General features: G+C 32.7%; 9 protein-coding genes and 3 pseudogenes. 3 read left to right on the forward strand and 9 right to left on the reverse strand.

Translation table 11 applies throughout. The features are described from left to right. Positions 1-1,263: 1,263 nt before the first annotated feature. Positions 1,264-1,437, forward strand: coding sequence for an integrase core domain-containing protein (locus ACE3RB_RS18560; protein ID WP_374465575.1), 174 nt, complete (start codon positions 1,264-1,266; stop codon positions 1,435-1,437). 19 nt (positions 1,438-1,456) lie between these two features. Beyond that, positions 1,457-1,707 (forward strand): annotated as a pseudogene (locus ACE3RB_RS18565) (transposase); the annotation flags it as partial. A gap of 657 nt (positions 1,708-2,364) precedes the next feature. Here the strand turns inward: ACE3RB_RS18565 and ACE3RB_RS18570 are convergent. Continuing rightward, a pseudogene (locus tag ACE3RB_RS18570) lies at positions 2,365-3,231 on the reverse strand (transposase); the annotation flags it as partial. Between the two features lie 2,814 nt (positions 3,232-6,045). Between ACE3RB_RS18570 and ACE3RB_RS18575 the strand changes: the two are divergent. Next, positions 6,046-6,477, forward strand: a complete 432-nt coding sequence (locus ACE3RB_RS18575; RefSeq protein ID WP_374465576.1) for a hypothetical protein — start codon at positions 6,046-6,048, stop codon at positions 6,475-6,477. Between the two features lie 1,179 nt (positions 6,478-7,656). Here the strand turns inward: ACE3RB_RS18575 and ACE3RB_RS18580 are convergent. The 8 genes and pseudogenes from ACE3RB_RS18580 to ACE3RB_RS18615 form a co-directional block, all read right to left on the reverse strand. Beyond that, positions 7,657-7,935, reverse strand: coding sequence for a topoisomerase C-terminal repeat-containing protein (locus ACE3RB_RS18580; protein WP_374465582.1), 279 nt, complete (start codon positions 7,933-7,935; stop codon positions 7,657-7,659). After that, positions 7,899-8,246 carry a DNA topoisomerase gene (locus tag ACE3RB_RS18585; RefSeq protein ID WP_374465577.1) on the reverse strand — a complete coding sequence of 116 codons (348 nt, stop codon included), beginning with the start codon at positions 8,244-8,246 and terminating at the stop codon, positions 7,899-7,901. Before ACE3RB_RS18585 ends, ACE3RB_RS18580 begins: the two co-directional genes overlap by 37 nt. An 89-nt stretch (positions 8,247-8,335) precedes the next feature. Then, positions 8,336-8,761, reverse strand: coding sequence for a DNA topoisomerase (locus tag ACE3RB_RS18590; RefSeq protein ID WP_374465578.1), 426 nt, complete (start codon positions 8,759-8,761; stop codon positions 8,336-8,338). Then, positions 8,745-9,161 (reverse strand): hypothetical protein, encoded by a 417-nt coding sequence (locus ACE3RB_RS18595; RefSeq protein ID WP_374465583.1) that lies wholly within the window; start codon positions 9,159-9,161, stop codon positions 8,745-8,747. The genes ACE3RB_RS18590 and ACE3RB_RS18595 overlap by 17 nt, the downstream gene beginning before the upstream one ends. Positions 9,162-9,203: 42 nt before the next feature. Beyond that, a pseudogene (locus ACE3RB_RS18600) lies at positions 9,204-10,093 on the reverse strand (DUF4099 domain-containing protein); the annotation flags it as partial. 98 nt (positions 10,094-10,191) lie between these two features. Beyond that, positions 10,192-10,473, reverse strand: a complete 282-nt coding sequence (locus ACE3RB_RS18605) for a helix-turn-helix domain-containing protein (protein ID WP_374465579.1) — start codon at positions 10,471-10,473, stop codon at positions 10,192-10,194. Between the two features lie 1,696 nt (positions 10,474-12,169). Then, entirely contained in the window at positions 12,170-12,358 is a 189-nt protein-coding gene (locus ACE3RB_RS18610; RefSeq protein ID WP_374465580.1) for a transposase, read from the reverse strand. A gap of 286 nt (positions 12,359-12,644) precedes the next feature. Further along, complete coding sequence (locus ACE3RB_RS18615; protein ID WP_374465581.1) at positions 12,645-12,923, reverse strand: transposase; 279 nt, start codon at positions 12,921-12,923, stop codon at positions 12,645-12,647. Between the last annotated feature and the right edge of the window lie 1,337 nt (positions 12,924-14,260).

Here is a 14,260-nt window from a genome sequence, read left to right on the forward strand (position 1 = left end):
TCTATACTAGACCTATCATCATGACAAGATACTAAAGTAGTTACAGTAGCCATAAGCCCAAAAAATATAGCAAAATTTAAAGTGTTTTTGTTCATTGCTTAGTTATTTTATTACTATTTACTTAACTATTTTTTGCTAAGATAGTCATAGTGGAAGACTATAAACCAGTAAAATGACGAACTGTAGAAAAATAGGACAAAACAATTATGCCATTTCTTAAGAATATGAAAAACGTTCAATAATTACAAATAGGCCCAGTGCAATGATAGTCATTAAGAGTACACTTAAAATAAACTAACTGCCTGTAATGCTTAACCGCTCATTCATATTGAATTCAAAAACTCCATATGGATTTACGTGAGCATATACTAAAGGAGAAAGTGCCCGGCACTCCTCTTGTGTTAATACATGTCTCTACTCTTCTGCAGATACAATTTGCAACAAGGTGTAAGGATAGAACCAAAAGTTCCTGATTTTCTAATCTATTGTTTGCGATGTAATCTCCTCCAGTTTAGACACAGCAAAGTTTTTGTTAATCCGTTATTTATGTTGTAAAAATTTTGTTGGAATGCGAGAAAATCCGCTCGTGAACTGGCTAGAGCAATACAGCGTGATTACAGAGTCTCTCATAGAAAAAGCTGTCGCCTGATATTCTTACACCCTAGTGTTTACAGAAGAGATGACAGAGAGCTTGCCTCGCGACTCTTAGAGCTTTCCAACATTCGTATGCGTTACAGTATTGAACGTTTATATATTCTGCTTAAGCGTCAAGGCTGGAAGGATAATCGTAAGCGAGTTTACAAAATCTATTGTGAAGAAGGATTAAACCTGAGAAAAAATGAAACAAAAGAATAAAATCATCGAGATCTAGAGTACCAACTAGTGGTATTGTCCCTACTTTACATAAATGTTGGGGTATGGATTTTATGAGTGATACACTGTTTGATAACAAGAAATTTAGATCTCAACTTTAGTGGATAATTACAGTCGTCACATTCTTGGCAGTGCATTGTGGAATTTCGATCAAAGGTGAAAATGTGACGAAAATATTAAAAAAATGTTACCTTTGAAAACAAGCCTATCCTCAGCGAATTAAGATCGATAATGCTCCGGGAGTTTATCAGGAAAGCGTTAGACAAGACAAGTGGGCTTACGAAAAGAAAATAGAACTAGGGTTTTCCAGACCAGGAAACTTACAGACAATGCATTTATTGAGAGTTTTAATGGATCATTGTGGATGCATGCCTGAACGTAAATTGATTTTTGTCTTTAGAAGATGCGCAGCAAAAGCTTATTGTTTGGAAACATGACTATAACAGTTACAGACCTCATAGCTCGCTCGGAAATTTAACACCTAATAAATTATTAACAATAGTCAAAATGACCTTCTCCCGAAAAAGCTTACCATTTAAAAGCAGATTTTCAATAAAATTATAACTTTAAAAAAGAAAATCTTATGAAAAAGAGCAAATTCACGGAGAGCCAGATTGTCTTCGCCAATCTGAGACAGGGATAAAGTTTAAGGAGATCTGTCGTAAAATGGGGATCAGTGAGGCAACCTATTACAATTGGAAGAAGAAATATGGGGATTGGGTATTTCTGAGCTTCGGAGGTTAGGACAGTTGGAAGAAGAAAACAGCCAGCTCAAAAAACTGGTAGCAGATTTGAGTTTGGATAAGCAAATTCTACAGGATGTTTTGAAAAAAAGTTCTAAAGCCAGCCCAAAAACGTGGGTTGCTACGGTAATACATGATAATTATAAGGTATCATTAAGAAGAAGCTGTGATTTGGTGAGGTTTTTCCCGAGCGTATCAATTGGTTTTTGTCGCTTCAGGATGCACAGGAAAAATTAAATGCATGGAAGTTAATGATTACAGACCGCATAGCTCATTAGGAAATCTAACCCCGAATGAGTTCATCGAAATGCAATCAAAAAAGTAAATTTCTCTATTTTAGATTGGTACTATTGACGGGGTGAGGTCAAGAAAAGTAAAGTCTCTACTTTAGACTGATCCATATATTGGGGAGGGAGGTCAACCAAAAACTACCTTTTGACTCTATATTAAGGGATGATAGTAATAGTGAAGTTAGAAAATCTGTAATAAATACTAAGGAATCCAGATTAGTAATGTTTACTGAGCCATAAAATATTCTTAATAAGAATGTAAAAAGCGATACTACAGCCCCCAAAGCACAGCAGAAAGAAACACGAACAGTCAATGAAAATATGAAAATTATACGTAATAATTATAATGTTTGGAATGAGATCCTCCTCATAAGTATATAGAACCCAATGATTTAAAAAATTATTTATTTTTAACACTGTCCACGAAGTGCGTAAGTTAAAAAGTTAGGGCATTGATTTTATAATCTGAGCCTTTCTTCAAAAATAAGCATAAATTGGTTTAAAACAATCCCCCAGTTTTGGATTGGCACTGTCCATTTTTTAGTTGGTTCTTTAAGTATAATAGCCACGACTTTATCTGACAGTTAGTGGTATAAATGATCTTACGGATTTCGAGAGGAAAATCAAAAAATACAGTAAGTTCATCCCAATTGTTTTCGCCAGGATTGAATAGCATAAGAATACTTGCTTTCCCATTCTCCTGCAAAATCACTTAGTGCAGCTTAAGCCGTCTGTTTTGTTGGAGTAGTATAGATATGCTTCATATCGGCGGAGAATTCTTTCTATCTATCCTTCCAAACATCACATTTGCAGACATTTCTGATTTGATGGACCACACAAATTTGGGTTTGAGATTCAGGAAAAACATAACGTATAGTCTCGGTAAACCTTTTAAGTGATCAGTGGCAGTGATCAGAATCCTCCACACCACAAGCTTTTAAATCTGTAAGAACACTTCCAGAATGTTAATGTTAAGCTTTTATTTTTCCAAAACCACTTTGGCACCATCGAATCTTCGATTTCCCAATACTTCTTTTCTCCCGTCACAGTTTAATCCAACAACCAGATAAACTGTTTATTAATAACTTTGAAGTTTTCCCTTACCTTGAAAACAATCTCATCCATCCAAACAATGTGATACAAATCTTTAAACGGGCAGTTCTGCCAACTTACCACTTATGCAGGTTCAAAACGGCCTTCTTTATCTCGGGAAACTTTAATTTCAGTTTCGCCAAATGAGGTTTTATCTTCTTACTACTGTGACCGTTTCGGTAATTTCTTGTGGTAGACTTCTGATGTTTCTCATTATGTAGGTTTAAAGTTAGTAAAAAGTTATTGACTACGCCGAACCATTTCGTCAAGTTTCCGTAAAATTCTTTGAACTCTAAGGGCTTAAAATTCCAGAATAACTTTTTAACTTACACAGTTAGTGAAACACTACCTTATTTTCCTTTTCTCCAGTTGATTAATATTTAATCTTTGTGAGTATGCGGAAATAGGATAGAAAAATGTATATCCTCTACGGCAAATTTATAACCTCTCTGTTGAGATTACTCATGTAAATAGAAGTCAGATGCGCTAAAAACATTTGCTTCAATATTCACTATTACTTAATACTTCATTAGGAATTACATAATCATTAAAGTATGCTAATTTGACTTCCAAGTTTTGCTTTCCTTTCGCTCCTTTTTGCTATTTCGGCAATTAGCTATTAGGGATTAAGTAACTTTTACTTTAATATAGTTACTATTACTTTAATGAAACGCATAGAGCACTATCAGATTAAATCAAAAACTTAATATTTTTCATTTGCTTATTTAAATTTGTCCTGTTAAGTGTAAAATAAAAAACCTCCTTAAGGGGAGGTTCAAAACAATTCATTTAGTTAAATAATAAAATGCACTTCTACATTTAATCTTAATTGAACAAAAATGGTAATAATCTATTATTTATGAAATAAAAAAGGCTGAATAATCAAATATAGATGTTTAAGTGTGTTTAGAATGAATTGAACAAACATTGAGATGCTTACTGTTGCCATGAATTCGTTTTTTTACTACCAATCCTAATCTTCAATATAAAGCCGAGATTATTACCCAAGAACAATACAAGTTAATTGAAGAAATTGTCATGAATATTTTTTGAGTTTTTATATTCTTGATTGTGAATAATAAAGAGATTGTCTATGAAAATATCAATGATACCTACTTTCAAGCAAATAATAATTTTGAAATAAAGTGACAAACCATAAAAGAAATACCATTTAAACGGATTTAAATTATACGTCGGAAAGAATAAAACCATATTATCAAAAATCCCCATTTAGAATGGCATTCGCACAGCCCATTATCATCGGTCTTTTAACGCATCCATGCTTCCTAGTCTCTCTATCTTCAATCTGCTCAACGCAGAAATTCATGTAAATATATATTAACTCAGTTGACTTCAATAAAAGCCTCCCGAAGAATTAAATACATAAAAACAATCTGTCTGTAAAATAAAACTAACAAGCGAAAGGAGTAACTTCGCATATAATAGCTCCATTCTCTTTTTTTGTGAAAACCTTAAATAAAAATCTCCTGCGATGCAGGAGAACAACCAAAATGATATGAAAAAATACTTTAACTTCTTTACGAGAGGCTAAAATCTGTAAACTCGCTTATGAAAACGATGAATGTACTGTCAAAAATAGTCCATAAGTTTTAACTTGCAGAATAAAAAGGATGAACAAATGAAAGGAGTGACTAAGTTAGCTTATAATAGCTTCCATTCTCTTTTTTTATGAAAATCTTAAATAAAAACCTTCTGCGATGCAGGAGGACAATCAAAAGCCATGAAAAAATACTTACATTATTCTAAGTTCAATAAAAGGCCTATTTAAAAGAGGCCAAAATCTGTAAAGGATGAACAAGTGGAATTCGTTGTTTAAAATTCGTTTGTCACTCTTGGCTTGTGCACTTTTGAGTATAATCAAATTAAAAACCTCCTGATAGACAGAAGGTTAAAAAAACACAAACAATAAATACTAACCCTTAAATTAAAAAAACTTTTGGAGATTTAAAGCCAAATGCGTTTGGGTTAGCATCTAAACACTATACAAGAATGAGAATAAATCATTAATTTATAAAAAAAAATGATAAATACTTGAATATAGATGTTTAATGTGCTTTGAGAAAATGAAAATGGCAGTATTTTCATTTCTTGAAATAATTAATCTTTTAAAATTAGTGATTTGCTGTTCATTGTTAGGTTTACTTCTCAAATAATGATTCAGTCCACTGTTCCGGATTCTGAAATACCATATAGACGAACATCCCGGACATTCCCGCCTTCGAAAAATCACAAATCTTTTGGGTTGTATCATTCCAGTTGAATCACCACTCATACACAACATAAATTTTCCGTCAAAATGTTTGTACCGTTCAAACAATAAATCTGTATTTTCCGTAGAATTCAATGTAATTAATGTTGTGGTGTTCTTACGGTTATCCATTTCCAATACGAAGAAATGATAGGGTACCCAAAGCGTTTTCAAAAATTACCATCTCATTTTTAATATCTTTGATCTCAGATATTCCAGATTTGCCAATTAAGCTATGGTTTTCCAGATATAGAATTTCAAATTCACCGGAATGAGTTGGCATTGTTACACCTAGATGTTTTTTCCCTCCATACTGATAATAAACCTGAGAAGTATTCTGATGAATAAGATTTTTGAAATCCCTCTTTCTTCAAAATATTCGGTAAATTTATATTTATTTGGACTTAGCTGACTGATAATTTTTGCAGAAAAATGATTTTCTACAGGGGTTAGAGAATTCCTGTTTCGGAGAATAAGACATATGATTACTTTTTTTTCTATTTTCAATAAAGCGGTTAAGTCAATTTGAAAAAGAAAAATGTTAAAAGAGGGCAGTGAAACTATTTATACAGAAATTACCTCTTGAGCTAACTGGCATATATGAAGCTATTGAATACATTAGAAAAGAAAATATTGTACTGGTTTAACTGGATAGATAAGACTTTTTTAAGTAACTAAACTACATCACTACAGTTCTATTAACCCACAAATTTAACTTGACACCTTTTTTATTAAGTTTGTCATTTTTAATTTTTATCAACATCAAATATTCTTTTTTTTGCATAAAAATTCATATATCAAACTACACTTGTTATGCGTATTTGCACTTATTGCTTTATCTTCATGTTCAAGAGAAGATGAAATGTTTAGTACTTCAACATCTGATCCTACCCTAAGTCGTAAAAATGTTTTATCAAAACAATCTCAGATTCAAGGCAAGTGGAAAATACAATTTACGTCTATGGGGGAACCCGTTGAGGGAGATTTCTTTTTAAACATTATTGGAAATACTTTATATTTGAAGACTGACAAATATAATTTTACTTCAAATAATTTTGAACGCGGAGAAAATGATGGAGATATTATTGTAAAAACTGATACAGCAGACTTTACTATTACTATTGTAGAGCCAACAATCAATACTCCTTACCATATAATTTACATCAATAATAGCTTAGGATACGATACTTTTTTTGCTTCAAAAGAATAGGAATATAACAAATAGAGCTGTCATTTGATAGGTTCTATTTGTTTTATAAATTTTTGAAAATTGAATACATAAAAATTTTGATTAAGTAAAAAAATAAGATCGTTAAATCTGTCTTATTTTTCTATTACCCTTTTATCACATAACTGCTAAAATGTATAGTTTTTTTAATACATTGATTTTAGGTTGATTTCTTCTGAATTTTGAATTAAAATGAGACGTAGCATTATGTTATTCAATCTCGAAAATTTTCTCTGAGCTTTATAGCATCAATTTAAGAATTCTTACAACTGGATATATTTAGTGATTCTGGGATATCCATAATATGGCTGTTTACTAGGATATTAGTTTGAGAGAGAGGAAAGAATGATATTTGATGAGACCGAAAAAGGATATAAAACGTATTTTGATCTGGCACGTACATTGTTTAGAAAACCTGAAATGCTATTAGTATATGAACCATAATTAATCTTAATATGGTTGTCGAGTAGATTTTTGGAAGATCTGAAAGAGATTACTAATTCGGAGCACAATCCTTTTCCTTTAATTTAAACTCTCAACAAAAGTATAAGGTAGAAAAGGTTCGTATAAGATAATTACCCTTAAATATCCTTGGTATTGCTGAAATCTTAGCTGTTAGAATAGTCGGAAGATATTCCGTTCATTTTTATATGTAATCAAATGTTTTTTTACGGCTTCGTTTTAAGAAGTTTAAGCCCTTAATAGTAATTGACCAATACTTCACTAATTCTTCTTCATCTCAAATTTGCTTCATTATTTTCTTTCCTAATTTAGGATAAGAAATTCAAAAAAGTGTCCATTTTAGCAGCTATGTGTTCACCTAGGGTCATATTAAAAATATGGCTGCACCTAAAGATATTCTGGAGTTTTATTGAGAGATACAATGAATTCAATGTTAGATTGAAGATTAAGATACACGTATATTTTCTAATCCTGAAATCCTCTGGTAAACTTCCCAGTTTTTGAAGACTTACCTTTTTCAGACAGTTGATAAATATAAAATACTTCTATTTGCTCAAATATTCTTTAGCATATAACCATAATTGTGTCCTCTCAAAGACAGTAACTCAAGCTATATAGCGGGTAGTTTAAATTTGTTCATCCCAAGTATCGGTCTGTTCTTTCCTTACTTTTTCAGCAATTTCTTTAGGTAAAAAAGTTCTATAAGAATGATGTACTGAAATTCGCTTTCAAAACTATAAAAGCATCAAACTGTTTACCGTTTTTACTTTTCATGTTCTTGATTAATGATGTTTTGTTTTGAGTTAATAATAAAGTAAGATCTTTAATACTGAGTTGTATCCCGCATATAGTTCTGAAGAGAATCCAACCGCATAGTTCATCTGGGCATTTGATAATTTTATCCTTGATAATAACATTATGTTGCTGGCATTTGGGGCATTTTAATGTGGTATATTTTCTTGGGGAATAGAAAGTGATAAAAGTTCGCTGGTGATTTCTGCTGTGTAGTGTTGGATATCATTGATGAATTGATTAGCGTTGAGTTCCCCTTTTTCAATTCTATCCAGAACCATTTCCCATTCTGCGGTCATTTGGACATTGGCTATTTTTTTGTCTTTAACAAGGCCATAAACTTGCAAGCCCTTTTCTGATTTTGCTTTTCCTAATGATATAGTTTCTGCTGAGTAGCGTTTCAATAATGGAGCTCTGGTGGCTGGGGTTCCGATGCCGATATTGGAGAGTGCTTTTTGTTCTTCTTTATTTTCAACAGATCGGCCTGCATTTTTCATCGCTGATAAGAGATCGGCTTCAGTAAAAAGTTTGGGAGGTTACGTTACTTTTTCCAATAAGCCGGTTTTTGAGATCTTCAGTTCATCTCCTATTTTGAGTTCCGGAAGTTCAGTAAGGGTTTCATCAACAGTATTTGAATTTCATGATCTGAAAGAATACCTTTTATAGCTCGCCAGCCTTTCTTCAGTATTTTTGATCCTTTGGTCTGGAATTCATAATGATGTACTTTTATCATGATGTGGCTGACTTGTTTTATACAGGCATGGGATAAGGGTTCCAATAAACGATAAGCAATCGTATCATAAATGGCTTTTTCTGTAGCAGTAAGTGCGGATGGAACCTTCGTAGTAATGACTAATCCGTGATGATCTGTTACTTTCAGGGCATTCACAATCCGCTTGTTGAAATTTCCGAATTTTAAAGTTGATACAGCTGACTTAAATTGATCAATGCTGTTGAGGATTCTGACCAGTTCAGTAATCTCTGTCCATAAGTCTTCAGGAATATACTTCATTCGTTTTACCTTGGGGGTTAACCTCAGTTTGGGTTTTATGATCTTCTGTAGGTTTTGCTTGCTCTTTAAGTGTATCAGGATAGGTAAAGGAGAAATCGGTCTTAGAAGTTTCCTTATTGAAGGTAATATATCCTTGATAGGCTTTACCTTTAGCATCGGTAAGACCGTCAATGTAAATGGCTTGTCCGGCTTTGAATTTTTCATTCTGTGAATCGTCTAGTTCTTTTCCTCTGAATACTTTGGGTGCTTCTTGATCCGTAGGTTGAGTTTGTTGTTGGTTATGATGATGTTGTTGACTTTGTTGCGGTGCCTGGTTATTGTTGAACAGAAATTCCACATACCGCTTATCTGCATTGAACTGTACGGTGGCATCGAAAAGTTCTCCTTTTTTAGAGGTCATGCCTTCAAGATACAATGGACCTCCTTCCAGTAGGGTTTGTTTCTGATGTTCATCGAGTTTATTCCTTTAATTTCATCAGGGATTTTCATGTACTCCGCTCTATAGGCCACGAGTTCATTGGTTAAACGGTCACGGCTGATCACTGATGGAATGATTTCATCTGTTTTAGGATTGACCAGATCTACTACCCTTCCCATATTCCCGGTTTCTCTAAGATTCTTTTTGTCTTCATCACTGAACTGATGACCTAAGAATTTATTATTAAGGTTGGGCTCTTTTCGGATTCCATGCAGATGAACGGCGACCTGTCCTGTTTCTGTTTGAAGAGATAATCGAACATCCATTTTGCTCACTGCCGTTCCCAGATTAATAGTAATCGGAATTAATGTATTGGTTTTAAAACCTCGGAGTAATGCATCCATCGCATTCATTTTTTCAAGCTTCTCCTGAGTAAGTCCGAACTTCTCCATCGTTTTCCAATCGATCTGTTCAGGCTGAAAACGATATTCCTGATTGTCTGTGCTGTTGTCCATTGTATTTTGATTTTTTGGATTGTTGTTGTATTGAGGTAAAACTTCATAGTCTTTCAGCTTTTCTTTTTCTTCAGGTGATGCCTGATCGATATATTTCTGAAGATCCTTAGCGGTATTAACAGCATCGTATTCTGAAACTTTGAAAAAGTTGAAATGCGTGGGATTTTTAAGCTGTCGGTAAAAATTGGAAAAGAAGTTGGAGAATATATCGCCATGCTTATCAATCCTGATCAGCTGTTCATTATCCTTTTTTTTGTGGAGGAACCTTTTGCAGATTCCCTTCTTGATCAATTCCTTTGACCATTTCAACCTGATTGGTATGAATATTAGGACAAGTAATGTGTCTGTTGCTGGTTTGAGTTCATTGGATTCCTGAGAGTTTATCAATTCATTTTCCATTATATTTCATTTAATGGAACCAAGGTATAGGCTCAATTAAGAGAATCCTAAAGATTGGAATGATAATGAATGATTTGGCCGTGGATGTCTTATTACCATCAGGAGTTTAAACACTCCCGGATTAATTGATGGACATCCGAAAGCTTATAATACAGCTTTCCGCTAATGGTATAGTAAGGAAGCTTTTTATCAGTCCGGTACCGCTGCAATGATCTGGAACTTATTTTTAAAAGCTGTAAAACATCCTGGTTATCCAGAAGCTGTTCCCCGTCTATTTTTATAAATCTGGATTGATTCTTAAGCATTTGCTCTTTCAGTAGATCAAATCTTTCCATGATTCTCTCCATCCAGGCTATAAATTCTGTTCTTTCAATATTCATAATGGTAATTTTTATGATTGCTGGTGATGTAAAATTGAGCAACACGAATGATATAAAATCACTACTTTTCGTAGTAACGAAAAAAGAATATAGAATGATCTTAACCAAAAGGATAGTAACAGCCTGTCTTCAAACGTTTTATAAATGAACCTGAAGATTTTCAAATCTTGTAGAAAATCCCCCTTCTACCTTCACCTGTAAAAGCAAATAGACTATATGATCTCTGCAAAATACTTAAGAAAAGCAGGCTATACTTTAAGATATTCCTATTTGAATCTTGTTGCAAACGTTTATGGAATAACTACAGCTAATAACCGGCGGGGCATACAAATGAAAAAACAACTAATTTATGCGGCAGGCCAAGAACATTAAGTTGAAAAGAATAAAAACATTGACATTTATATTTAACAATCCTGAAACAAAATCATTTAATCAGACAAATTAAAGCGTTTGTCATTTTTATTCAACGAGAAAGCTTAGGTTGTTTTATTTTAGCAACACTAAGTTTTTAAATGATGATATTTATTAATTTTTCATCATCAATATAACCTCCTTCGGGGGGTTTTTATTTTTAAAAACGAAGCTTCACACTGATTGCGTTAATTTTTTATAAAAAATTTCCTGAAAAGCAGGAGGCTAAAATGTTAATTAAATTACCGTAAAGCTTGGTTCGGACCCTACCATCCTTTTATTGCTCCATTATTAAAGATTTATTTAGCTTTCATTTCAGCTTCATCAGTTTAATAAGTCTTAACAATTTTTTTTACTTTTCTATCATATTTATTACTTTCTCTTGAAACAATACGTTTACGTAAAGAGATTCTTTGTCTTCTTTAAAAATCCCAAATTCATCTTCATTCAACTCGGCCTGAGCAGCAAAGTTACTGTTAATTATAGCAATAACAAACTTTTTTATCTTCTAAAGCTTTGGTAACCACAACACGTATATTTACAAGATTATCAATCACTTAAGACCATAAACCACGTCAATTACTTTAGGTGGCAAACCAACGACCTCCTTTTAACTTCAATAAGCCTTTCTTGCAATAAAAGTAAAGAAAGTCCACCGTTGGTAGGATCAATAGCAACTGTACTTCCGTTTTGAAGTTGACTGATATTCTTAATCTATTTTGAGTATTCTAAAATAGGATATAAAAAACATATATCTACACAACAAATTTATCACCTCTTTAGATTGCTCATTATAAATAAGGGACATAGGAAAGCATTTGCGTCAATATCACCACTATTCAATTCTTCATTAGGGATTACGTAATCATTAAAAGATAATCACTAAAAATCTAAATACATTTTCTTGTTTTCCATAATAATAAGAGATTTTAGATTTAATGCATTAAGTATTCAATCTTATCTAAAAAATAATCTTAAATCAAAAATAACAAGCAATTTTTATACTTGTGAAGGACAAACCAGGAGCTATGGAGATTTAAAAACACAATAGCCTCACCTTCCACCTAATTCACTTCGTCATCATTATTATATCGTTTATCATTTTTAATCATTAAATAATCACAAATTATCATTTCTTTGCTAAAGAATAATTTCAAGCTCAACATGAGCATTCATGGTACTTAATTAGTTATCAACCTCCTTCGGGAGGTTTTTGTGGATCAGAAACAAAAGTTGTGGACTAAGCAAAAAGTTTAGTTACCTGAAGAGAAAAAATGTTTGTCTTTCACACCTCTGAGCTACATTCTAAAATTCTTGTTTTAGCATTGAAAGATTCAGAGGAAGCATTCGTACTTCTTTTATCAAAAAAATTTAATATCTTCCTATAGTGATTCATAATGGTCTTTCTTAAGGTAGAAAATGATTTAAAGCCTTCTTTTTCAACATTTTTAAACCAATGTGCCAGCTTAGTCATAGCTACAGATTTTATCAGGTTTGATTACAGATCTTTCTAAGACCGCCAGTTAACTGATAGGCGTTTTCCAAATCGGGATATTCTATAAAAAGGATTCGAGCTCTGCGTTTTTTGAAACTCAGTCCATTTCTCTAGGCTTTTGTAAAGTAATATATACTTCGGACTAAAAGTTGTTTCGGTTATCTCCATTTTCAAAATCCTGTATGCTTTTGGATTTTTCTTCTCGTGGATCTTCAATAGCATTATTTTCCATTTCAATAGCCTCCTAACGAGGTTTGATCCTCATTTACAGAAATGTCTCTACAGCTAGCTTTTGAACATGAAAACAATCTATAACCTGAGAAGCATGAAGAAAACACCGTTTTGCAATACGTTTCATAGATCCTGCCATATCAAGACTAATTTCTTTTACCTTCAGCCGGTGTTTTCTATCTATCTTCAAAAGAGGTTCTGTTACAAAATCGCTTTGAGTTCCTTTTATAATAACAACAATACTGCCTTTTATTTTTTGTTGTTTCTGCTGCCAAGAACCAAACTGGCTAAAACTTTTCTTGTATTGTCTCAACTTTTCCCATTAAGCCCATAAACCCTGCGATAGCTTTACAAGAGAATGCTTTAGTATCTGCTAATTTTTTTAAGAACGCCGCAAAATCCTGAGTCATGCAAGTTCCTTTTTCTATTAGGCTCCAGTTTCGTTGAAGTATTTCACCCGTAGATTTATTTATCAATACATCTTCTCCTTTTAATATGGAGTAAAACCTCTCTCCCTCTAAGGGAAAGTCTTCAGCCTGCTCGAAGAGAGAAAACTAGTGGACCAATAGAGGTGAAAAATCCCCGCGGAAGATATTCTTCTCTTCAAAATAGAGATGAAGTACACCTTCTATATCTTCTACTTTTATAATGAATCTGTTTAAACTTTTATTTTCCTGACTTCACTCTATTTATTGAAATAGCAATAAACAAGCTGCCAGCTTATGGTTTATATGCCTAAGGCTTAATTTCGCCATTGCAACCTGTTTTCAAACGTTTTATAATGAGCCTGAGGACTCTTCCTAAATCAAATCTTGTAGAAAATCCCCTTCTACCTTTACCTAAATAAGTTAAAATCCATTTTTCCAGTTTATCTTTGCTTATGAGTTTTAGTTCTTTTAAATTGTACACTAAGATTGCTAACTTCTAAAAACTCTTTTTATCAAAAAAATTTAAACAGATTTAATATCAAAGTGGTCAACTAAAAAGTCTGGAAGCAATAAAGTTAAAATATTACTACCTAATCCACAACTTTTAAGATTGATCCGTTTTTATTTTTAAAGTTTACGTTGTTAATTTCCTACAAAAAAACCTCCTGCACTTTACAGGAGGTTAAAAAGGGTAAATGATGAAAATATAAAAAATATAACGAATAGTTGAGTCCATCAAAAGGCCTCCTTCAGGAGGCTAAAAACTAATCAATTTCAATAATTGAATCGTGAATATATGAAACTTATACTAAGATAGGTGGTACTATTATTATTAACAGAATAAAGGTGATGAACAGTCGAAAAAGTTGACTAAGTTCGCTTGTATAATTCTACGGCCTTTTTAGGTATACTCATGATGAACTACCATTGACTTAGTGCACTAATATAAAAATTGAATGTATGGATTAAAGAAACTATTTAAAATGAACTAGCCAATGAGGATGTACACCTATTTAAGCTCACGAAACGTAAACTAAAAGCACGTATAACCTATCGAAAATACGAAAATATATTTTTGATAGGTTATATACATAATCGTGGCTTAGGATAATTCTCCGTGTTCTGTTTTCCGTGCCTTGGATTCGGTATAAACAGTAAAGTGTAATTGTGTAGGCTTCCCTTTTTTAGTACGATTTAAAATTAGACAATTTTTGATATTGTA

Origin of the sequence: Chryseobacterium sp., assembly GCF_041914225.1 — a bacterium.
Classification (GTDB): Bacteria; Bacteroidota; Bacteroidia; order Flavobacteriales; family Weeksellaceae; genus Chryseobacterium.